This is a genomic window from Pacificoceanicola onchidii, from assembly GCF_004804335.1.
Taxonomy (GTDB): domain Bacteria; phylum Pseudomonadota; class Alphaproteobacteria; order Rhodobacterales; family Rhodobacteraceae; genus Pacificoceanicola; species Pacificoceanicola onchidii.
The window spans coordinates 675,368-696,778 of sequence record NZ_SRXY01000001.1 but is presented as its reverse complement, the minus strand read 5'-3'; the positions used below and the strand labels follow the sequence as shown (position 1 = coordinate 696,778).

At 59.0% G+C, this 21,411-nt stretch carries 30 protein-coding genes; 27 read left to right on the top strand and 3 right to left on the bottom strand.

Translation table 11 applies throughout. From position 1 onward, the window contains the following. The 7 genes from fusA (at position 1) to E4662_RS03370 (ending at position 6,349) form a co-directional block, all read left to right on the top strand. Positions 1–2,118 (top strand): elongation factor G, encoded by a 2,118-nt coding sequence (gene fusA, locus E4662_RS03400; protein ID WP_136439845.1) that lies wholly within the window; start codon positions 1–3, stop codon positions 2,116–2,118. Positions 2,119–2,208: 90 nt separating this feature from the next. Next, entirely contained in the window at positions 2,209–3,384 is a 1,176-nt protein-coding gene (gene tuf / locus E4662_RS03395; protein ID WP_136439844.1) for an elongation factor Tu, read from the top strand. A 181-nt stretch (positions 3,385–3,565) separates the two neighbouring features. Next, complete coding sequence (locus E4662_RS03390) at positions 3,566–4,177, top strand: MltR family transcriptional regulator (protein ID WP_136439843.1); 612 nt, start codon at positions 3,566–3,568, stop codon at positions 4,175–4,177. 220 nt (positions 4,178–4,397) lie between these two features. Then, positions 4,398–4,703: a 30S ribosomal protein S10 gene (rpsJ, locus tag E4662_RS03385; RefSeq protein WP_121631216.1), complete on the top strand. Its 306-nt coding sequence runs from the start codon at positions 4,398–4,400 to the stop codon at positions 4,701–4,703. Positions 4,704–4,716: 13 nt separating this feature from the next. Continuing rightward, positions 4,717–5,442 (top strand): 50S ribosomal protein L3, encoded by a 726-nt coding sequence (gene rplC / locus E4662_RS03380; RefSeq protein ID WP_136439842.1) that lies wholly within the window; start codon positions 4,717–4,719, stop codon positions 5,440–5,442. Next, the gene (rplD, locus tag E4662_RS03375) at positions 5,439–6,056 is read left to right on the top strand and encodes a 50S ribosomal protein L4 (protein WP_136439841.1); all 618 of its coding nucleotides are present in this window, start codon (positions 5,439–5,441) and stop codon (positions 6,054–6,056) included. Before rplC ends, rplD begins: the two co-directional genes overlap by 4 nt. Continuing rightward, entirely contained in the window at positions 6,053–6,349 is a 297-nt protein-coding gene (locus E4662_RS03370; RefSeq protein WP_136439840.1) for a 50S ribosomal protein L23, read from the top strand. Before rplD ends, E4662_RS03370 begins: the two co-directional genes overlap by 4 nt. 72 nt (positions 6,350–6,421) lie before the next feature. On the opposite strand, the gene E4662_RS03365 is transcribed toward E4662_RS03370, so the two are convergent. Continuing rightward, complete coding sequence (locus tag E4662_RS03365) at positions 6,422–7,342, bottom strand: MBL fold metallo-hydrolase (protein ID WP_136439839.1); 921 nt, start codon at positions 7,340–7,342, stop codon at positions 6,422–6,424. 940 nt (positions 7,343–8,282) lie between these two features. On the opposite strand from E4662_RS03365, the gene rplB reads away from it, so the two are divergent. The 8 genes from rplB to E4662_RS03320 all read left to right on the top strand — a co-directional run bounded on the left by rplB (position 8,283) and on the right by E4662_RS03320 (position 13,169). Beyond that, positions 8,283–9,125 carry a 50S ribosomal protein L2 gene (rplB, locus tag E4662_RS03355; RefSeq protein WP_136439837.1) on the top strand — a complete coding sequence of 281 codons (843 nt, stop codon included), beginning with the start codon at positions 8,283–8,285 and terminating at the stop codon, positions 9,123–9,125. Between the two features lie 3 nt (positions 9,126–9,128). Then, positions 9,129–9,407 (top strand): 30S ribosomal protein S19, encoded by a 279-nt coding sequence (gene rpsS, locus E4662_RS03350; RefSeq protein ID WP_068348022.1) that lies wholly within the window; start codon positions 9,129–9,131, stop codon positions 9,405–9,407. Between the two features lie 3 nt (positions 9,408–9,410). Beyond that, complete coding sequence (rplV, locus tag E4662_RS03345) at positions 9,411–9,791, top strand: 50S ribosomal protein L22 (protein ID WP_136439836.1); 381 nt, start codon at positions 9,411–9,413, stop codon at positions 9,789–9,791. Next, positions 9,791–10,498, top strand: a complete 708-nt coding sequence (gene rpsC / locus E4662_RS03340; RefSeq protein ID WP_136439835.1) for a 30S ribosomal protein S3 — start codon at positions 9,791–9,793, stop codon at positions 10,496–10,498. Before rplV ends, rpsC begins: the two co-directional genes overlap by 1 nt. A 14-nt stretch (positions 10,499–10,512) precedes the next feature. After that, entirely contained in the window at positions 10,513–10,926 is a 414-nt protein-coding gene (rplP, locus tag E4662_RS03335) for a 50S ribosomal protein L16 (protein ID WP_136439834.1), read from the top strand. 185 nt (positions 10,927–11,111) lie between these two features. Further along, entirely contained in the window at positions 11,112–11,705 is a 594-nt protein-coding gene (locus tag E4662_RS03330; protein WP_136439833.1) for a hypothetical protein, read from the top strand. A gap of 95 nt (positions 11,706–11,800) precedes the next feature. Continuing rightward, on the top strand, positions 11,801–12,424 hold the full coding sequence (locus E4662_RS03325; RefSeq protein WP_136439832.1) for a TIGR02466 family protein: 624 nt from the start codon (positions 11,801–11,803) through the stop codon (positions 12,422–12,424). Between the two features lie 43 nt (positions 12,425–12,467). Continuing rightward, on the top strand, positions 12,468–13,169 hold the full coding sequence (locus E4662_RS03320) for a hypothetical protein (protein ID WP_240705104.1): 702 nt from the start codon (positions 12,468–12,470) through the stop codon (positions 13,167–13,169). On the opposite strand, the gene E4662_RS03315 is transcribed toward E4662_RS03320, so the two are convergent. Beyond that, positions 13,153–13,608, bottom strand: a complete 456-nt coding sequence (locus tag E4662_RS03315) for a hypothetical protein (protein WP_136439830.1) — start codon at positions 13,606–13,608, stop codon at positions 13,153–13,155. The two genes, E4662_RS03320 and E4662_RS03315, sit on opposite strands and share 17 nt — an antisense overlap. Positions 13,609–14,265: 657 nt before the next feature. On the opposite strand from E4662_RS03315, the gene rpmC reads away from it, so the two are divergent. From rpmC to E4662_RS03255, 12 genes are all read left to right on the top strand, one after another. Beyond that, on the top strand, positions 14,266–14,472 hold the full coding sequence (gene rpmC / locus E4662_RS03310) for a 50S ribosomal protein L29 (protein WP_136439829.1): 207 nt from the start codon (positions 14,266–14,268) through the stop codon (positions 14,470–14,472). Positions 14,473–14,476: 4 nt separating this feature from the next. Continuing rightward, positions 14,477–14,707, top strand: coding sequence for a 30S ribosomal protein S17 (gene rpsQ / locus E4662_RS03305; protein ID WP_136439828.1), 231 nt, complete (start codon positions 14,477–14,479; stop codon positions 14,705–14,707). Positions 14,708–14,845: 138 nt separating this feature from the next. Continuing rightward, positions 14,846–15,214: a 50S ribosomal protein L14 gene (gene rplN / locus E4662_RS03300; protein WP_136439827.1), complete on the top strand. Its 369-nt coding sequence runs from the start codon at positions 14,846–14,848 to the stop codon at positions 15,212–15,214. Position 15,215: 1 nt separating this feature from the next. Continuing rightward, a complete protein-coding gene (gene rplX, locus E4662_RS03295; protein ID WP_136439826.1) occupies positions 15,216–15,521 on the top strand; it encodes a 50S ribosomal protein L24 in 306 nt (101 codons plus the stop codon). Continuing rightward, a complete protein-coding gene (gene rplE / locus E4662_RS03290; RefSeq protein ID WP_136439825.1) occupies positions 15,521–16,099 on the top strand; it encodes a 50S ribosomal protein L5 in 579 nt (192 codons plus the stop codon). The genes rplX and rplE overlap by 1 nt, the downstream gene beginning before the upstream one ends. A gap of 12 nt (positions 16,100–16,111) precedes the next feature. Next, on the top strand, positions 16,112–16,417 hold the full coding sequence (gene rpsN, locus E4662_RS03285) for a 30S ribosomal protein S14 (protein WP_136439824.1): 306 nt from the start codon (positions 16,112–16,114) through the stop codon (positions 16,415–16,417). Between the two features lie 13 nt (positions 16,418–16,430). Beyond that, on the top strand, positions 16,431–16,823 hold the full coding sequence (gene rpsH, locus E4662_RS03280; RefSeq protein ID WP_136439823.1) for a 30S ribosomal protein S8: 393 nt from the start codon (positions 16,431–16,433) through the stop codon (positions 16,821–16,823). 12 nt (positions 16,824–16,835) lie between these two features. Beyond that, positions 16,836–17,369: a 50S ribosomal protein L6 gene (gene rplF / locus E4662_RS03275; protein ID WP_136439822.1), complete on the top strand. Its 534-nt coding sequence runs from the start codon at positions 16,836–16,838 to the stop codon at positions 17,367–17,369. Positions 17,370–17,381: 12 nt separating this feature from the next. Continuing rightward, entirely contained in the window at positions 17,382–17,741 is a 360-nt protein-coding gene (rplR, locus tag E4662_RS03270) for a 50S ribosomal protein L18 (protein ID WP_136439821.1), read from the top strand. A gap of 184 nt (positions 17,742–17,925) precedes the next feature. Further along, the gene (gene rpsE, locus E4662_RS03265) at positions 17,926–18,501 is read left to right on the top strand and encodes a 30S ribosomal protein S5 (protein ID WP_136439820.1); all 576 of its coding nucleotides are present in this window, start codon (positions 17,926–17,928) and stop codon (positions 18,499–18,501) included. A 5-nt stretch (positions 18,502–18,506) separates the two neighbouring features. Next, entirely contained in the window at positions 18,507–18,695 is a 189-nt protein-coding gene (gene rpmD, locus E4662_RS03260) for a 50S ribosomal protein L30 (protein WP_136439819.1), read from the top strand. A gap of 97 nt (positions 18,696–18,792) precedes the next feature. Continuing rightward, positions 18,793–20,010 (top strand): cytochrome P450, encoded by a 1,218-nt coding sequence (locus E4662_RS03255; protein WP_168797878.1) that lies wholly within the window; start codon positions 18,793–18,795, stop codon positions 20,008–20,010. Positions 20,011–20,016: 6 nt separating this feature from the next. On the opposite strand, the gene E4662_RS03250 is transcribed toward E4662_RS03255, so the two are convergent. Further along, positions 20,017–21,303, bottom strand: coding sequence for a DEAD/DEAH box helicase (locus tag E4662_RS03250; RefSeq protein WP_136439817.1), 1,287 nt, complete (start codon positions 21,301–21,303; stop codon positions 20,017–20,019). Positions 21,304–21,411: the final 108 nt, after the last annotated feature.

Here is a 21,411-nt window from a genome sequence, read left to right as displayed (position 1 = left end):
ATGGCACGTGATTATCCCCTCGACCGGTACCGCAACTTCGGTATCATGGCGCACATCGATGCAGGTAAAACCACCTGCTCCGAGCGTATCCTTTTCTACACCGGCAAATCCCACAACATCGGTGAGGTGCACGATGGTGCAGCCACCATGGACTGGATGGAGCAGGAGCAGGAACGCGGTATCACCATCACTTCCGCTGCGACGACCACGTTCTGGGAGCGCACCGAAGATGGCAAAACCGCCGATTCCGAAAAGCACCGCCTGAACATCATCGACACCCCCGGCCACGTTGACTTCACCATCGAAGTCGAGCGTTCGCTGGCGGTTCTCGACGGTGCCGTGTGTGTTCTCGACGCCAACGCCGGTGTTGAGCCGCAAACCGAAACCGTGTGGCGTCAGGCTGACCGCTACAAGGTTCCGCGCATGGTGTTCGTCAACAAGATGGACAAGATCGGCGCGGACTTCTTCAACTGCGTCAACATGATCGAAGACCGCACTGGCGCTCGCGCGATCCCGGTTGGTGTTCCGATCGGCGCAGAGAACGAGCTCGAAGGTCTTGTTGACCTCGTGACCATGGAAGAGTGGCTCTGGCAGGGTGAAGATCTGGGCGCGTCCTGGGTCAAGGCCCCGATCCGCGAGAGCCTTCAGGACATGGCCACCGAGTGGCGCGAGAAGATGATCGAAGCCGCCGTCGAGCAAGACGACGACGCGATGGAAGCGTATCTCGAAGGCAACGAACCCGATGTTGAGACCCTGCGCAAACTGCTGCGCATCGGCACGCTGAACATGTCGTTCGTTCCGGTTCTGGGTGGTTCCGCGTTCAAAAACAAAGGTGTTCAGCCGCTGCTCAATGCCGTGATCGATTACCTGCCCAGCCCGCTGGACGTGGTCGACTACATGGGCTTTGCACCGGGTGACGAAACCGAAGAGCGTAACATCGCCCGCCGTGCGGACGACGACATGGCGTTCTCGGGCCTGGCCTTCAAAATCATGAACGACCCCTTCGTGGGCTCGCTGACATTTGTGCGGATCTACTCCGGTCAGCTCAACAAGGGCGACTCCATGCTCAACTCCACCAAGGAGAAGAAAGAGCGTGTTGGCCGTATGATGATGATGCACTCCAACAACCGCGAAGAGATCGAAGAGGCATTTGCCGGCGATATCATCGCGCTTGGCGGCCTGAAGGACACCACCACCGGTGACACCCTGTGTGACGCCAAGGATCCGGTTGTTCTGGAAACCATGACCTTCCCCGATCCGGTTATCGAGATCGCGGTTGAGCCCAAGACCAAGGGCGACCAGGAGAAGATGTCCCAGGGTCTGGCCCGTCTGGCCGCAGAAGACCCGTCCTTCCGCGTGGAGACCGACCTCGAGTCCGGTCAGACCATCATGAAGGGCATGGGCGAACTTCACCTGGATATCCTGGTTGACCGTCTCAAGCGGGAATTCAAGGTTGAGGCCAACATCGGTGCGCCGCAGGTGGCCTATCGTGAGACCATCGGTCACGAAGTTGAACACACCTACACCCACAAGAAACAGTCGGGTGGTTCGGGTCAGTTCGGCGAAGTGAAGATGATCATCTCCCCGACAGAGCCGGGCGAAGGTTACTCCTTCGAAAGCCGCATCGTTGGTGGTGCTGTTCCGAAGGAATACATCCCCGGTGTTGAAAAGGGTGTGAAATCGGTTATGGACAGCGGCCCGCTGGCTGGCTTCCCCGTGATCGACTTCAAGGTTGCCCTGATCGACGGTAAGTTCCACGACGTGGACTCCAGCGTTCTGGCGTTCGAGATCGCAGCCCGTATGTGTATGCGTGAAGGCATGCGCAAAGCTGGCGCGAAACTGCTCGAGCCGATGATGAAAGTCGAAGTGATCACGCCGGAAGAGTACACCGGTGGCATCATCGGTGACCTCACCTCCCGTCGTGGTCAGGTGTCCGGTCAGGAGCCGCGCGGCAACGCCGTGGCGATCAACGCCTTTGTTCCGCTGGCCAACATGTTCGGCTACATCAACACCCTGCGCTCCATGTCCTCGGGCCGCGCGCAGTTCACGATGCAGTTCGACCACTACGACCCGGTTCCGCAGAACATCTCTGACGAGATCCAGGCCAAATACGCATAAACGGGATGGCGGGGATGACCCCGCCCTACCCACCACTGTAGGGTGAGCCTTTGGTCCACCGCCCACCAAAAATCTTAGGGAGCCAATACAATGGCAAAGGAAAAGTTTGAACGCGGCAAGCCGCACTGCAACATCGGCACGATTGGTCACGTTGACCACGGCAAGACGACGCTGACGGCGGCGATCACGAAGTACTTCGGTGACTTCAAAGCCTACGATCAGATCGACGGCGCACCGGAAGAGAAAGCCCGTGGCATCACCATCTCGACCGCACACGTCGAGTACGAAACCGAAGCACGTCACTACGCACACGTCGACTGCCCCGGCCACGCTGACTATGTGAAGAACATGATCACCGGTGCCGCGCAGATGGACGGCGCGATCCTCGTTGTGAACGCCGCTGACGGCCCGATGCCGCAGACCCGTGAGCACATCCTGCTCGGCCGCCAGGTGGGTATCCCCGCCATGGTCGTGTTCCTGAACAAAGTTGACCAGGTCGACGACGAAGAGCTGCTCGAGCTCGTCGAAATGGAAGTACGCGAACTGCTGTCCGAGTACGACTTCCCGGGCGACGATATTCCGATCGTTGCAGGCTCCGCTCTGGCAGCCATGGAAGGCCGTGACAACGCGATCGGCGAAGACAAGATCAAGGAACTGATGGCAGCTGTGGATGAGTACATCCCGCAGCCCGAGCGCGCTGTTGACCAGCCGTTCCTGATGCCGATCGAAGACGTGTTCTCGATCTCCGGCCGCGGTACCGTTGTGACCGGCCGTGTTGAGCGTGGCGTGATCAACGTGGGTGACGAGATCGAGATCGTGGGTATCCGCGACACCTCGAAAACCACCTGCACCGGCGTTGAAATGTTCCGCAAGCTGCTCGACCGCGGTGAAGCAGGCGACAACATCGGCGCGCTGCTGCGCGGCGTTGACCGTGACGGCGTTGAGCGTGGTCAGGTTCTCTGCAAGCCGGGCTCCGTGAACCCGCATACCAAGTTCGAAGCCGAGGTCTACATCCTGACCAAGGAAGAAGGTGGCCGTCACACGCCGTTCTTCGCGAACTACCGTCCGCAGTTCTACTTCCGCACGACGGACGTGACCGGCACGGTTCAGCTGCCCGAGGGCACCGAAATGGTTATGCCGGGCGACAACCTGAAGTTCGGCGTTGAGCTGATCGCTCCGATCGCCATGGAAGACGGCCTCCGCTTCGCGATCCGCGAAGGCGGCCGCACCGTGGGTTCCGGCGTTGTTGCGAAAATCATCGAGTAATCTGGACGCGTTTTTCTAAAAACGCTGTCCGGTGGCGCCAGACGAGTTTTCAACGAAAACTCTGTCGAGAGCCACTCGGTTGAAGAAAAAGAAGGGCGTCCCTAACGGGGCGCCCTTTTCTCGTTTGTGTTACTTAGAAAAGAATTTGTTAGAAGGGTCTAACTATTGAAGGGGGCATTCGATGCTGTTGACGACCGCAGAAGATATTGCCGCATTTGTGCAAGAAATTAGGAGAGAAAGCGACCGAGGCCTACCTCTGGTTGCTTTAGGACTAATTGACGAATTGCTACTCGAAACTCTCCGTGCCTTTTTTCGTGAAACGAAATCAACAAAGTATTTGCTGGATGATGGAAACGCTCCCCTCGGAAGTGTTTCGTCGCGGCTTCATGCCTGCTTCGCTCTCGGTTTGATTAACGACTTTGAGTTCGCAGAAATCATGTTGCTCAGAAAGGTGCGTAACTTGTTCGCTCACAAGAAACACGGAATGAGCTTTTGCGACGAACAAGTTCGCGGATATTGCTCAACCTTGAAGTCCGATCTTCCCAAAGATGCGGGCTATGATACCAAAGATCCGCGCTTCCGCTTTGAAAATGCTACGGTTTGTATGGTGCTCAGACTTTACCATCGTGCAGATTGGGTGAAACTGAAAAGATGCGATCTGTGCGAGGCGGCGCAGCTACCACCAAGTCTTTGGCGTTCATTTGAAGATGACCCTCCCCCGGACGGCCAATCATTTATTGCTATTGGCCCTGGGAATCCTCGGCTTGGAGCTGAAAAAGAGACCGGAAAATGAATGAGGACATTTGACAGATTCGATGCATAGGGACGCTGCGTCGAAACTAACGACGTTAGACACCAACACCCCCTTGCCACCTCCCCTCAAACCTCCTATACGCGCGCAACGATCAATGGATCGTGTGAGGCGGGGTGATTCCCCGCCTTTTAGGTTCGACGAGGGTTTGCGGTGGTCGCGGGTCCTCCTCTCAACCTCAATGCCAAAATAGGAATGTTCAATGAACCAGAACATCCGTATCCGGCTCAAGGCGTTTGATTACCGCGTGCTGGACGCCAGCACCCAGGAAATCGTCAACACCGCCAAGCGCACCGGCGCCACCGTTCGTGGCCCGATCCCGCTGCCGAACAAGATCGAAAAATTCACCGTTCTGCGTGGTCCCCACGTCAACAAGAAGTCGCGTGACCAGTTCGAGATCCGGACGCACAAGCGTATGCTCGACATCGTTGACCCGACACCGCAGACCGTTGACGCGCTGATGAAGCTCGACCTCGCCGCAGGCGTGGACGTCGAGATCAAAGTATAAGGAGGGCACCGTTATGTTGCGCTCCGGCGTTATTGCAAAAAAGATCGGCATGACCCGTCTCTTCATGGAAGACGGCAAGCAGATCCCCGTCACCGTTCTTCAGCTGGACAAGCTGCAGGTGGTGTCTCAACGGACCAACGACCAGCACGGCTACACCGCCGTTCAGCTGGGCGCGGGTACCGCAAAAGCCAAGAACACCTCGAAAGCCATGCGTGGTCACTTTGCTGCGGCAAAGGTTGAGCCCAAGCGCAAGGTTGCCGAGTTCCGCGTGGACGAGGAAGCGCTGATCGCAGTGGGCGAAGAGCTCTCCGCTGATCACTACTTCGAAGGTCAGTACGTTGACGTTGCGGGCACCACCATCGGTAAAGGTTTTGCCGGTGCTATGAAGCGCCACAACTTCGGTGGTCTTCGTGCGACACACGGTGTGTCCATCTCCCACCGTTCCCACGGTTCGACAGGTCAGTGTCAGGACCCGGGCAAGGTGTTCAAGGGCAAGAAAATGGCCGGCCACATGGGTGCTGTCCGCGTCACCACGCAGAACCTGCAGGTCGTCAAGACCGACGCAGATCGCGGCCTGATCATGATCAAAGGCGCGGTTCCGGGTTCCAAGGGTGGCTGGGTCACCGTGAAGGACGCGGTCAAGAAGCCGTTCCCCGAGAACGCCGTTCTGCCCGCCGGTCTGAAGGCATCCGAAGCCCCCGCGGCTGAGGCGCCCGCTGAAGAAGGAGGCGAGGCATGAAACTCGACGTTATCAAGCTTGATGGCGCAGCCGCAGGCTCCGTCGACCTGACCGATGAGATCTTTGATCTCGAGCCGCGCGCAGACATTCTGCACCGCGTGGTTCGCTGGCAGCGCAACAAGGCGCAGGCTGGCACGCACAAGGTCAAGACGCGCTCGGAAGTGTCCTACTCCACCAAGAAGATCTATCGCCAGAAGGGCACCGGCGGCGCACGCCACGGCTCCCGCAAGGCGCCCATCTTCCGCAAGGGTGGTATCTACAAGGGCCCGACCCCGCGTAGCCACGCGCATGACCTTCCCAAGAAGGTGCGCGCACTTGGTCTCAAGCACGCTCTGTCCGCCAAGGCGAAAGCAGGCGCGCTGGTGATCATCGAGAACGCGGAAACCGAAGCCAAGACTTCGGCTCTGGCCAAGCAGGTGAAAAGCCTCGGCTGGAAGCGCGCTCTGGTTATCGACGGTGCTTCGGTCAACGAAGGCTTTGCCGCCGCTGCCCGCAACATCGAAGGTCTGGACGTGCTGCCCAGCATGGGCGCAAACGTCTATGACATCCTCAAGCGTGACACGCTCGTGCTCACGAAGGCGGGTGTCGAAGCTCTGGAGGCTCGACTGAAATGAGTGCTAACGCAACGCATTACGACGTGATCCGCAAGCCGATCATCACCGAGAAATCCACCATGGCGTCCGAGAACGGCGCGGTGGTCTTCGAAGTGGCGATCGACAGCAACAAGCCGCAGATCAAGGAGGCCGTTGAGGCGCTCTTTGGTGTGAAGGTCAAAGCTGTGAACACCACGATCACCAAAGGCAAGGTCAAGCGCTTCCGCGGCCAGATGGGCAAGCGGAAAGACGTGAAAAAGGCCTATGTGACCCTCGAAGAGGGCAACACGATCGACGTGTCGACCGGCCTGTAACGGCTTTGGGCGGGGCTTGCCCCGACCTATGCAAAAAGAAACCCGGCTCTGGATCAGAGCCGGGTTTTTTGTTTACCCCATCAGTTGTCCCGCCTCGGGCACCCAGCGGAATTCGGCATCGTCGCCGCCCGGCGCGACGTATCCCACGGCGGGGAAGGGCATGTGGTAGCCAATAGCCGGCACTCGGTCTGCGGCGATCATGCCCAGCACCTTACGGCGGCTCGCGGCGGCGGCTTCCTTGTCGGCGTCAAAGCGCACTTCCCAATCCGGGCGCGCCAGGGACCAGACCGGGTGGTTGGCGAGGTCGGCAAAGATCACGAGCCCCTGACCCGCGCTTTCAAGCCGGTAAACCATATGCCCCGGCGTGTGCCCAAAGGCGGCCATGCCGGTAATCCCACCGGTCACATCGCCACCGTCTCCGATGAAGGACATCTTCTCGGCCATAGGGCGCACATTGGCTTCGAAACGCTCGTTTTCCTGCCCGGCCCAGTGATCGTACTCCGCTTGCCCGGCCACATAGCGCGCATTCGCAAAGGTCGGCGCGCCGTCTTTCATCATGCCGCCGATGTGGTCGCCATGCATATGGGTCAGGACAACCACATCAACCTGATCCGGGCTGTACCCAGCCGACTGAAGAGCGCCCCCTGTGGCGTCTGCATTCAAGCCGGTGTCAAAGAGGATCAGTTCGGATCCCGTGTTGACCAGAGTCGGGGTGAAGAAGAACTGAGACGCTGCGGTCGACAGGAAGTTCGCCTCGCTGACGGCGGCAAACTCATCGGCAGACACGTTCATGCCGAAAATGCCTTGCGGGTTCTCACGTGGTCTCGTTCCGGCGAGGATCGTCGTGACTTCGAAGCCACCGATCATGAAACGGCGATGACGCGCAAAACTGGCCCCCATCATGGGCGCTTCGGCGCGCGCGGTTGAGGCCAGCCCGGCAAGCGGCAAAGCAGCTCCCGCGGCGAGTAGATTGCGGCGTGATATCGTGGTCATTGGCGTGTCTCCCTATTTCGCCCTCTTCGATTTGGAGGTAAGTCGATTGACTGTCGTGTCCTTCACAGGTGTGTGATCGTCTGGGAGGGGGCGATTTTCGGAGGTGTTTTCTTTGTCGACTTTGGTTGTGGCATGGGACTTAAAGCGTGACCGTTTGGAGGTGGTTTGGGGGATCGCAAGGCGCCAAAAAATCGTAAAGACGCATTGTTCTTAATCCGTACGCGATTTTCAATGGAGTCTCACATTCCGAAACGGCGTCCGAATGCCCCAGTTACTCATCTCAGATAAAACAGTCCTTTTCACAAAGACTGTGGATTCCGAAACTTTATTGCAGGTTGTCCGCCATTGGGCTGACCTTTTGGCGGCACGCAGGTTTCAAGACGCCTATGCGCTAACAGCGCATGACCCTTACCATGAATGGTCGCCCGATCTGATAAGGGAGTGTATCAATGGGTACGGGACGCCATTTGAGGACTATTGGGGCGACAAAAGGCACTGGGTTACCTCGTTGGATAAAGCCACGGGAACAAGCCCATGTGCAGAAGTTGATTGGTTCGATGAGCCTTGCGGAGGTGGCACCTTCGGCGAAATTTGGTTTGACCTACCTTTGGACGGCAAGTGGTCCGATCTGACAGCGACCTTTGATATTGCGCCCTATAGAGCTTCGCTGGTTTTGGTCCTAAACGGCATTTACGTGCACTGATTTTGACGTCACATGTTTTTGGCCGCTGGCCTTGACCCCACCCCCGCAAACCCCTAGTAGACCCCATCTGCACTGCCCCGGGATTCGTTCCGGGGCTTTGCTGTTGTTCTGACAAAGCCTTCGGGCCAAGCAGACATATCCACCGGGCACCTTCGGGGGCCTATACTCAGGGGCAGCGAACCTGCCTCACACATAGCGTCTCGCAAGGGGCGCGCATGCAAACGGAAGACAGAAAGCATGGCACTCAAGTCGTACAAACCGACGACGCCGGGCCAGCGCGGGCTGGTACTGATCGACCGTTCGGAGCTGTGGAAAGGTCGTCCTGTCAAGGCCCTCACCGAGGGTCTGACCAAAAAGGGCGGACGTAACAACACCGGACGGATCACGATGCGTCGCAAAGGCGGCGGGGCAAAGCGCCTCTACCGCATCGTGGACTTCAAGCGGAACAAATTCGACGTTGCAGCCACCGTGGCCCGCATCGAATATGACCCCAACCGTACCGCCTTCATCGCGCTCGTTCAGTATGACGACGGCGAACAGGCCTACATCCTCGCGCCCCAGCGTCTCGCCATCGGCGACCGCATCGTCGCATCGGCCAAGGCCGACGTGAAGCCGGGCAACGCGATGCCGTTCTCGGGCCTCCCGATCGGTACAATCGTGCACAACATCGAACTGAAGCCCGGCAAGGGTGGTCAGATCGCACGCGCCGCGGGCACCTATGCCCAGTTCGTCGGCCGTGACGGTGGCTACGCTCAGATCCGCCTGTCTTCGGGCGAACTGCGCCTCGTGCGTCAGGAGTGCATGGCAACGGTTGGCGCGGTCTCGAACCCGGACAACTCGAACCAGAACTACGGTAAAGCGGGCCGCATGCGCCACAAGGGCATCCGCCCGAGCGTTCGCGGTGTTGTCATGAACCCGATCGACCACCCCCATGGTGGTGGTGAAGGCCGGACCTCCGGTGGTCGTCACCCTGTGACACCTTGGGGCAAGCCGACCAAGGGCAAGCGCACCCGCAACACCAACAAGGCGTCGCAGAAGCTGATCATCCGCTCGCGTCACGCCAAGAAGAAGGGTCGCTAAGATATGTCGCGCTCTGTATGGAAAGGTCCGTTCGTTGACGCTTATGTCCTCAAGAAGGCAGAAGCGGCACGCGAATCCGGCCGTAACGAAGTTATCAAGATCTGGTCCCGCCGCTCGACGATCCTGCCCCAGTTCGTGGGTCTGACGTTTGGCGTCTACAACGGCCAGAAGCACATCCCGGTCAACGTGACTGAGGACATGATCGGTCAGAAGTTCGGCGAATACAGCCCGACCCGTACCTACTACGGTCACGCTGCCGACAAGAAAGCCAAGAGGAAGTAAGCCATGGGCAAGGATAAGAATCCCCGCCGCGTGGCGGACAACGAAGCGATGGCAAAGCTGCGCATGCTGCGCACCAGCCCGCAGAAGCTGAACCTCGTGGCTCAGCTGATCCGTGGCAAGAAGGTGGACAAGGCCCTCACGGACCTGACCTTCTCCAAGAAGCGGATCGCGGTTGACGTGAAGAAGTGCCTTCAGTCCGCTATCGCCAATGCCGAGAACAACCACGGTCTGGACGTTGACGAGCTCGTCGTCGCGGAGGCCTTTGTTGGCAAGAACCTGATCATGAAGCGCGGTCGCCCGCGGGCGCGTGGTCGTTTCGGTCGCATCAACAAGCCGTTCTCGGAACTCACCATCAAGGTGCGTCAGGTTGAGGAGCAAGCCTAATGGGTAACAAGACCAATCCGATCGGCATGCGCCTTCAGGTGAACCGCACCTGGGACAGCCGCTGGTACGCCGACACCAAGGACTATGGTGATCTCCTGCTGGAAGACATCGCGATCCGCGAGTTCATCCAGGATGAGTGCAAGCAGGCCGGTGTTGCCCGCGTGATCATCGAGCGCCCCCACAAGAAGTGCCGTGTGACCATTCACACTGCGCGTCCGGGCGTGATCATCGGCAAGAAAGGCGCGGACATCGAAGTGCTTCGCAAGAAGCTCGCAAAGATGACCGACAGCGAACTGCACCTGAACATCGTCGAAGTGCGCAAGCCGGAACTCGACGCCCAGCTGGTTGGCGAGTCCATCGCTCAGCAGCTCGAGCGCCGTGTGTCGTTCCGCCGTGCCATGAAACGTGCCGTGCAGAACGCAATGCGAATGGGCGCCCTGGGTATCCGGGTGAACGTCGCTGGTCGTCTGGGTGGTGCGGAAATCGCGCGTACCGAATGGTACCGTGAGGGCCGTGTGCCGCTTCACACTCTGCGTGCCGATATCGATTACGCAAATGTCGAGGCGACCACGCCTTACGGCATCATCGGGATCAAGGTCTGGATCTTCAAAGGTGAGATCATGGAACATGACCCGTCCGCGCGTGACCGCAAGGCACAGGAACTCCAGGACGGTCCGGCCCCGCGTGGCGCCGGCGGCCGTCGCTAAGGGAGAACTGAGAAATGCTTCAGCCAAAGCGTACTAAATTCCGCAAGATGCACAAAGGCCGGATCAAAGGCCTTGCCAAAGGCGGTTCCGATCTGAACTTCGGCACATACGGCCTCAAGGCCACCCAGCCGGAACGTGTGACCGCACGTCAGATCGAAGCAGCCCGTCGTGCCATGACGCGTCACATGAAGCGTCAGGGTCGTGTCTGGATCCGCATCTTCCCGGACACCCCCGTGACCGCCAAGCCCATCGAAGTTCGTATGGGTAAAGGTAAGGGTTCCGTTGACCGCTGGACCTGCAAGGTCAAGCCGGGCCGCGTGATGTTCGAAATCGACGGCGTTGCCGAAGATATCGCACGCGAAGCTCTGCGCCTTGCGGCCATGAAACTGCCGGTCAAAACCCGCGTGGTGGTACGCGAAGACTGGTAAGTCTTCGTCGTCCGAAAATCTCGAAAGCCCCTGCCGCAATGCGGTGGGGGCTTTTTCTTTTGGAGAGAGAGACTAAGCTGTCCCAAATCGAGACCCGAGGGACCATGTTTTCCACTCTGCGCCAAAAACTTGTCCTTGCGGTTGTGAACGCGGCGGCTCGCGGCAATCCACTCGCGAAGCGCGCCATGGCGCATGAAACCCGAAAGTTTCTGGAAACACTCCCGGCCGCGTCCCCAATTGTTCGGGGAGATTTCCAGATACCGGATCTGGATCGGCCGTTGCCGGAGGCTCGCCAGGGCGGGATGTTCGGGGATTATGAGTTGATGCCCCTTGAACATCAGGTGGCGACCGCAGCGAAGATTTGCGGGCGGCGCATCGAGAACATGCAGAACAATCTGGGCTCCTACGGTATGGGTGGGTACGGTTTTTTCGGTTTGGATCTCGGGGGGGAATGGCTTGTCGTTCCAATCCATCTTGCCGCCATGTGGCTTGTTCTGGATGGTCGGCCGTTTGATGGCCCGAAGGAAAAGCGCCCGTGGATACTGGACGGCAACGATCAACTGGCTCTGGAGCGCATGGTGGGCGCGACGATCATCAATGCCGAATTCGCCAAAGACCACCTGAAGATCGTTTTGGACAATGAGGCCGTCATCAGCATCGACGCAGATCCGCGGTCCCGTGCTCGCTTTGAGGGCACTGGGCATCCTCGGGCGTTTCTGGATAGCGACGATCTGGCATCCGCCGTGTTTCTCAGCCCGTCCCCGGAGATCTACGTCTGATGCGGTGTGCAAGAGAGGCTGCCTGCTGCCGACTGGGATAGATTCAGACCAGATACTGGTTCCGCTATCCGGAATTGACGGGTAGAAGCACGTCCATGTCACAGATACGTTCACTCTTTGCGACCCGCCTGTACCGTGCCGACCTGTCCGAGTTCGATCCCCGGATCGACACGTCGGAGTTGGAGGCATCCTGCTATTCCATCGCCGAAGACGACGAGGCGGGACAAGAATGGTGCGAAGAACAGGGCTATCCCGGCTACACATCTTATGCGTCCCTGACGGATCTGCCCTGGCGCTTCCCGATCTTCGGTGACCTGGTCAAGGCGCTGGACGTGCATGTGGCCGCATTTGCCGAGGATCTGGAGTTTGAACTGGCCGATCGGAAACTGGTTCTGGAGGATCTCTGGATCAACATCCTGCCTCCCGGCGGCACGCACTCCAGCCACATTCACCCGCATTCGGTCATTTCCGGGACGACCTATGTTGCCATGCCCGAGGGCGCCGCAGCGCTCAAGATCGAGGATCCCCGTCTTGCCATGATGATGGCGGCGCCGACCCGGCGAAAAGGATGCCGGGAAGAGCTCAAGGCCTTTGTCTACGAGGCAACCAAGCCCGGTGAAGTTCTGCTTTGGGAAAGCTGGCTGCGCCACGAAGTTCCGCTTAACATGGCGGAAGACGACAACCGGATTTCGGTGAGCTTCAACTACAAGTGGGAGTGACGTCCCGCGCGAGGCCCTCGGCTTTCATTATCAGGCTATCGACGTGCCCCAGACCCGTCCTCGTTCATACCTTCACCGTGCCATCGAGGCGCATGTCCCGCAAAAGGTGTTGCGGGACTTTTGGTATGCGCTGCGTTACGGCGCGGACGCACCGCGCTCTGACAGTGCGATTTTCGTTGATGCGTCGGCGGTGAACTTCACCCTTGCCAGAACAACGTACCCCAAGCGGTTTCGGCGGCATTACAGTGGTTCGGTTCTTCCCGGTGACTGGGATCTGGACCGGATCGATGTCGAACAGAATATGAAGCTAGTGAGTTGCCGAATGCGGTGGGAGCAGGGCGCCGAATGGGGCGACACGCCTGTGTTCAAACGCCTGTCAGAAGAGATCGCAGCGGGCGGTCGCCCGGACGACTGTGATACGATTGAAGCTCTGACAGCGCGCTATGCAGCGCTTGATGAGCTCTATCGAGAAACCCGACAACGTGGGCGTCTATTGACCAAAGCCGAACTGCCCGATGGTTTTCGGCGCGAACACGGCGGTATCCTGGTACATGTCGGGCGGGATGGGACCTGTCTGCGCGGCGGTGGCGGGGCGCACCGGTTCGCCATTGCCCGTATCCTTGGGCTGAAGGATACACCGGCTCAGTTGGGTGTGGTTCATCCTGATGCTCTGAGAGGCGGCTTTTTGAAAGACCTGCTTGCTCCGAAGGCGCAGGCTAATCCGGATCCTAGCCCGGTTCAATAACAGTGCCGACATTGAAGGCCAGCTCGTGCCCGGGATCTTTTAACAGGGCATAGGACCCTCTGACCACCTTCCAATCCGTGCCCCGCTTTTCGAGGATCGACATGACCGGGTAGGGCGAGCCAATTTGGGCTTTGTCCGTGATGAACTGGGCTTCATGCGTGGACTGGATCGAGTCCTCAGACAGAAAACGCGCAGCGATGACCCGGCGATGCAAGCCGGTGATGCCGTTGTCCTTGAAGTATTTGAGCATGCCGTCGAACAGGGCCCGCAGCTCTTCGACCGTGGAAATCCGCCGTTTTCCGCCAAAGGTTTCGAACTCTTGCGGGATTTGGAAGCAGGACCGGAAAAGATCGAAATCGTTTTCGAAATAGGACTTGCCGCTTCGTTCCAACAAGTCCTGTGCGATTTCGATAGCATGCCAATCAGGCAGAACAGTCATTGGAAGCCTTTAGCCATCTGCAGTGACAAACTGGTCGTTGCCTAACCAATCTTAACAATGACAGGGGAAAAATGCACGCCTCACGTCATTTTTGGCAGTATACACAGGGTGTTGGTCCGCGCGTTCGAACCATGGCTTTCGCAAAAGTGGTGCACACGTTATCCGACGTGCCGCAGGTCAGGCTCTTTTTGTCCCGACTATGCAAACGGTTTTGTAGGGCATGGAACGTCCCCTAGATGTGTGTGGAGCGATGGCACGGTCAAGAAAGACACCGTCAGGATCAACTCCAAGGTGAGACGGCTGACAGGGGGGGATACAGGCCTGGTTTGTGACAGAGACGCACCTTCGCCCAAAAGCTGTGCAGGTGCTGAGACGGGCTTGTTTCCTGCCGTTGCCTTGTCCACGGGAAGTGGATGGCGAGCAGGGCCGAAAAAACGCATCGCCCCCCCCTTCGAAGGACTTAGGAAAGTGCTTTGCTGGACAGGGCTTTTCGCTATGGGAGAGCATTCGCGCGACGGGGCCGGTTATTCGCTTGCCAGACAGGTGAATGAGGTCTATAGGAGCCGCTCATTCACGGACTCCACCGGACTCTTGGTGACCCATCCGATTCGATACAGGGCGGGGCCAGCCGGTGATGTTGATAGAAGGAAAAGGCGCATGAACGCCCAGGAACTCCGTGACAAGACCCCGGACCAGCTCCGGGAAGATCTTGTCCAATTGAAGAAAGAGGCCTTTAACCTGCGTTTCCAGCAGGCCACCGGCCAAGTGGAAAACACTGCACGTATGCGTACGGTTCGCCGTGACGTTGCCCGTGTGAAGACGATCCTGAACGAAAAGGCCGCTGCTGCGGCATCGGAGGCGTAAGACAATGCCCAAGCGTATCCTGCAAGGCACCGTGACCTCCACGGCCAACGCCCAGACCGTCACCGTTTCCGTAGAGCGTCGCTTTAAGCACCCGGTCATGCAAAAGACCGTGAAGCGCTCCAAGAAATACCGCGCTCATGACGAGGCGGAAAAGTTCGCTGTCGGCGATACCGTACGCATCATCGAATGCGCACCGAAGTCGAAAACGAAACGCTGGGAAGTCATCGCCGAATAAAGTTATTCGCCCTGGTGGGTGGTCTGTAACAAGACCCGCGCCGGGGCGCTGCTTTTTCGGCCTGACTGATCAGTATGATCGAAACCCCGAGGTCAATGTCCCAAATGCAGGGCGGCCTCGGAAGTCGGGAGAAACCAAATGATCCAGATGCAGACCAATCTGGATGTTGCTGACAACTCCGGCGCGCGCCGGGTTCAGTGCATCAAGGTTCTCGGCGGTTCCCACCGCCGTTATGCATCCGTGGGCGACATCATCGTGGTGTCGGTCAAGGAAGCTATTCCGCGTGGTCGCGTTAAGAAGGGTGACGTCCGCAAGGCCGTCGTCGTGCGCACCGCCAAGGAAGTTCGCCGTGAAGACGGCACCGCGATCCGCTTTGATCGCAACGCAGCAGTCATCCTGAACAACTCCAACGAACCCGTTGGCACCCGTATCTTCGGGCCGGTTGTTCGCGAGCTGCGCTCCAAGAACTTCATGAAGATCATCTCGCTCGCCCCGGAGGTGCTGTGATATGGCTGCTAAACTGAAAAAAGGTGACAAGGTCATCGTTCTTGCCGGTAAGGACAAGGGCAAGACCGGTGAGATCTCCTCTGTTGACCCGAAGGCCGGCAAAGCCGTGGTTGACGGAGTGAACATCGCCATTCGCCATCAGCGTCAGACCCAGACCGCCCAGGGTGGCCGTCTGCCGAAAGCGCTGCCGATCGACCTGAGCAACCTCGCGATTGTCGATGCCAACGGCAAGGCCTCCCGCGTCGGCTTCCGCATGGAAGACGGCAAGAAGGTCCGTTTTGCCAAGACCACAGGGGATGCCATCTGATGCTTGATGCTGCAAACTACACCCCGCGTCTGCGCGCTCAGTTTGACTCGTCGATCAAAGCGGCGATGAAAGAAGAGTTCGGCTACAAGAACGACATGCAGATCCCGCGTCTGGACAAGATCGTTCTGAACATCGGCTGTGGTGCCGAAGCCGTTCGCGACAGCAAGAAGGCCAAGTCGGCCATCGAAGACCTGACCAAGATCGCTGGCCAGCAGGCCGTCGGCACCAAGGCCAAGAACAGCCACGCGCCGTTCCGCCTGCGTGAAGGCATGATCATTGGCGCCAAGGTCACCCTGCGCGACGTCCGTATGTATGAATTCCTGGACCGCCTGGTCACCATCGCAATGCCGCGTATCCGCGACTTCCGCGGTGTGAAGCCGGCGTTCGACGGCCGTGGCAACTTCGCCATGGGCCTGAAGGAACACATCGTCTTCCCGGAAATCGATTTCGACAAAGTCGATGAAGTCTGGGGTATGGACATCATCATGACCACCACTGCGCAGGAATTCGGTGAGCACACCGCTGACGCGCAGGCCAAGGCGCTGTTGAAGCATTTCAACATGCCGTTCAACGCGTAAGGAGCGATAGACATGGCCAAGAAATCCATGATCGAACGCGAGAAGAAGCGTCAGCGTCTGGTGGAAAAATACGCCGCCAAGCGCGCTGAGCTCAAAGAGATCGCGAACGACGAAAGCAAGCCGATGGAAGAGCGCTTTAAGGCGCGCCTGAAGCTGGCAAAACTGCCGCGCAACTCGGCTCCGAGCCGTCTGCACAACCGCTGCCAGCTCACTGGCCGCCCCCACGCATACTACCGCAAGCTCAAGATCAGCCGTATCGCCCTGCGCGATCTCGGTTCGAACGGCCAGCTTCCGGGCGTTGTGAAGTCCAGCTGGTAAGGGAGGGTATAAGATGAACGATCCTATCGGCGATATGCTCACCCGTATCCGCAACTCTCAGATGCGCGGCAAGTCCACTGTATCCACTCCGGCTTCCAAGCTGCGGGCCTGGGTTCTGGACGTGCTGGCAGACGAAGGTTACATCCGTGGCTACGAAAAAGGCACTGATGAGCGCGGTCACCCCACGCTCGAAATCAGCCTCAAGTACTTCGACGGCACTCCGGTGATCCGTGAAGTGAAGCGCGTTTCGAAGCCCGGTCGCCGCGTCTACATGGGCGTGAATGACATCCCGCAGGTCCGTCAGGGTCTGGGTGTGTCGATTGTCTCCACCTCCAAAGGTGTGATGTCGGATGCAAACGCACGCGCGGCCAACATTGGCGGCGAAGTGCTCTGCACCGTATTCTAAGGAGATCGATCAATGTCTCGTATTGGGAAAAAGCCGGTTGAAATGCCCTCGGGCGTTTCTGCCTCGCTCTCCGGGCAGACCATCGAAGTGAAGGGCCCCAAGGGCGCCCAGACCTTCACCGCGACTGACGACGTGACCATCACCATCGATGGTCAGAACGTCTCTGTCGAGCCGCGTGGCAAGTCCAAGCGCGCTCGTCAGCAGTGGGGCATGTCCCGCACCATGGTGGCCAACATGGTCCACGGTGTGCAGAACACCTTCAAGAAAGAGCTTGAGATCGTTGGTGTGGGTTACCGCGCCGCGGTTCAGGGGCAGACCCTGAAGCTCAACCTCGGCTACAGCCACGATGTGGACTTCGCCATTCCTCAGGGCATCTCGATTGTTTGCCCGAAGCCGACCGAAATCGTGATCGAAGGTCACGACAAGCAGGTCGTCGGTGAGGTTGCCGCGAACATCCGCGACTGGCGCCGGCCGGAGCCCTACAAGGGGAAGGGTATTCGCTACAAGGGCGAGTACATCTTCCAGAAGGAAGGCAAGAAGAAGTAAGGACGCAAGGATATGGCAAACACGAAACGTCAGCTGTTTCAAAAGCGCCGTCTGCGCGTTCGGAACAAGCTTCGGAAGGTCAACGCGGGTCGCGTTCGTCTTTCGGTTCACCGCTCGAACAAGAACATCAGCGTTCAGCTGATCGACGACGTTCAGGGCAAGACCCTCGCTTCTGCCTCGACGCTCGAAAAGGATTTCGGCGTTGTTGGCAAGAACAACATCGAAGCCGCGACCAAGATCGGCGCAGCGATCGCAGAGCGTGCCAAGGCCGCTGGTGTGACCGAAGCCTATTTCGATCGCGGTGGCTTCTTGTTCCACGGCAAGGTGAAGGCTCTGGCCGACGCCGCGCGTGAGGGTGGTCTGAAGATCTGATGGTTCATGGGCCGGGGTGTAACCCCGGCCTACGGACTGTCGCTCTGTAGGGCGGGGTTACACCCCGCCTTGCGTTTGAAGGCCCCGCCCGGGGCCTCGATGATCCGGGAGCGCACTCTGGCTCACCTGGATTGGATAACTCGGCGCCACCGCGCGCCACCTGAAACAGAAGGAATGCCAAATCATGGCAGAACGTGAAAACCGCCGGGGCAACCGTCGCGACCGCGAGGAAGCACCGGAATTCGCAGATCGCTTGGTTGCGATCAACCGCGTCTCCAAGACCGTGAAAGGTGGTAAGCGCTTTGGCTTCGCCGCTCTCGTGGTTGTTGGTGACCAAAAGGGCCGCGTCGGCTTCGGCAAAGGTAAAGCCAAGGAGGTCCCCGAGGCCATCCGTAAGGCAACCGAGCAGGCCAAGCGTCAGATGATGCGTGTGCCTCTCAAGGAAGGGCGCACCCTGCACCACGACATCGAAGGCCGTCACGGCGCCGGTAAAGTGGTCATGCGTACCGCCCCGACCGGTACCGGTATCATCGCCGGTGGTCCGATGCGTGCTGTTTTCGAAATGCTGGGCGTTCAGGACGTTGTCGCCAAGTCGATCGGCTCGCAGAACCCTTACAACATGATCCGCGCCACGCTGAACGGCCTGTCGAAAGAGCAGAGCCCGCGCAACGTTGCACAGCGTCGTGGTAAGAAAGTGGCTGACATCCTGCCCAAGCGTGATGACGCACCGGCGGCTGAAGCTGCAACCGAGGAGGCCTGAGACCCATGGCAAAAACCATCGTTGTCAAGCAGATCGGCTCCCCGATCCGTCGCCCCGCCAAACAGCGCCAGACGCTGATCGGCCTGGGCCTGAACAAAATGAACAAGACCCGCGAGCTGGAAGACACGCCTTCCGTGCGCGGCATGGTTCGCTCGATCCCGCACCTCGTCGAGATCGTTGAAGAGCGCGGCTAAGACCAAGGGTCTTGACCGAGTCATTGACGCCGTCCCAACTGGGGCGGCGTTTTTGTTTGCGCGTGACGCAGCTGTGCCTCACCATGAAGGCGGGAGAATGGCACGCATGCACATTGATTTGAGCGGATTTGATCTGAACAGGATTGATCAGGATTTCATCGAAGATCCGCATCCCATACTCCACGCGCTCCGCCGTGAAGCCCCGGTTTTCAGGAATGCCGACGGGTCGGTGTACCTGACCCGCTGTGAGGATGTTCTGAAGGTTTATCGCTCGCGCGACATGCTTTCGGACAAGACCGAAGCTATGCGCGAGAAGTTTGGCAACTGCCCGCTCTACACGCATCATACCACGAGCCTCGTCTTCAACGATCCGCCCTATCACACGGTTGTCCGAAAACTCATTTCGGGGGCATTTACGCCGCGCAAACTGGCGGAGTTCGAACCGTTGATCGACGGGATCGTGGACCGGCTTCTGGACCGTGTGGAGGACCTTGGCGATCTCGACCTGATCGACGATTTCGCCAAAGTCCTTCCGACGGAGATCATCAGCTTCATGCTCGGTATCCCGGAAGACTATCGCTCGAAGCTCCGGGGGTACTCGCTGGCGATCCTAGGCGCGCTTGATCCGGTGGTGACAGAGGAACGCCTGGCGGAAGGCAATCGGGCGGTGGAAGAGTTCGGTGAAATCCTGACGGATCTTATCGACCACAGGCGGCGAAACCCTGATGGCGGGCATCAGGGAGAAGTTCTGGAGAGCCTCATTTTTGGGGAACACGAGGGGAGGCAGCTGACGCAGGAAGAACTGGTCCAGAACTGCATTTTCTTGCTGAACGCGGGACATGAAACCACTACGAGCCTCGTCGGCAATGCCATGGGCACACTCTTCGACAATCCGGACCAACACGCGCTTTTGAAAGATCAGCCAGACCTGATTGGCTCGGCCGTGGAAGAGTTCCTGCGCATCGAGAGCCCGCTGCAGATCGGCAATCGTCTGGCAGGAGAGGACATTGAACTCAGCTCCGGAGTGATCCCCAAGGGGACCTACATCCACACCTCAATCGCGGCGGCGAACCGCGACCCAGAGGTTTTTGCGAACCCTGACAAAGTCGACATCACACGAAAGCCGAACAAGCAGATTGCCTTTATCACGGGCATTCACGTGTGCCTTGGGGCGTCTTTGGCCCGGGTCGAAGGGCGGATCGCCATTGGCAAGCTGGTCCGGCGGTTTCCGAAAATCCGTCAGACCGGGCCGCGCGCAAGGGTGCCCCTCGCGCGCTTTCGTGGTTTTGCGGCGCTACCCGTGTCGGTGCGCTAGGCGCCTTTACGCGGCGCGAGAGCGCCCGCCGCCGGACCGCCGACCACGCCGGGGACGGTTCTGACCCTGCGGCTTTGCGCCGTTACCGCCACCACCGCCGCTGTTTCCTTTGCCGCGACCCCGACCGCGTCCGCCGCCGCTGGGCTTCTTCTTGGTCGGATAGTCCTGCCACGGCTCGCCGGAAGCGACGTCAATATCACGCTTCATTACCTTCTGGATGGCAATCAGCTCCATCATTTCCTCAGGCGAGCAATAGGCGATGGCGGTGCCATCCCGACCGGCACGGGCGGTACGGCCAATACGGTGCACGTAGTTGTCTGGCACATTGGGCAAGTCATAGTTGTAGACGTAACGCACCGCGGGAATGTCGATGCCCCGTGCGGCCACATCGGTGGCAACCAGCACTTTGAGCTCGCCTTCCTTGAACGCCGCAAGCGCGCGGTCGCGCTGTCCCTGGCTTTTGTTTCCGTGAATGGATCCCGCGGCAAAGCCCTGCGATTCGAGGTTCTTCTTGAGCCTTTCTGCGCCATGCTTGGTGCGGGAAAAGATCAAAGCTGCGTCATCGCGGTGCCGATCAAGGTGGGTGATCAGCAGTTTGGTCTTATGGGCCTGCTCCACGAAGTGAACCGACTGTGCGATCTTGTCGACGGGTTTGCCCGGCGGCGTGACTTCGACGCGCACCGGATCTGTGAGATAGGATTGCGCCAGTTCGTTCATCTGTTTCGGCATGGTCGCCGAAAACAGCATGGTCTGGCGATCCTTGCGCAGAAGGGGCGCGATGCGGCGCAGGGCATGGATAAAGCCCATGTCGAGCATCTGGTCCGCTTCGTCGAGAACAAGAAAGCCCGTTTTGCTGAGTTCGACGGCTTTGCGATCGATGAGATCGATGAGGCGGCCGGGCGTCGCAACCAGCAGGTCCGTGCCTTTGGCGAGCCTTTGAGCCTGTGCGTTCAGGGATTGGCCCCCAACCACAAGATTGATGCGCACCTGCATGCCATTGGAGTAGGCGCGCAGATTGTCGAGGATCTGTTTTGCCAACTCGCGCGTCGGCGCGAGGATCAGGCCGCGCGCCGTCTTGGGAGCCGGACGGCCCTCCATCCGCGACAGTGCGGACATGAGCGGCAGGCCAAAAGCCGCGGTTTTACCGGTGCCTGTTTGGGCGAGGCCCATGACATCGCGCCCTTCCATGGCGTGCGGGATGGCCTGGGTCTGGATTGGTGTCGGTGTGGTGATGTTCAGCTCGGTCAGATTGGCGAGCAGACGGGGCGGGAGCCCCAGTGTGTCGAATTTCAAAAGGTTTGTCCTTGTTGACGCGGGACAGGATCCCGCAAATACGGTTCGCCCGCCACCATGGGCAGGGCTGCGATCGGGTGCGGCATGAAGCGGCTCTTGTGGTCGCTC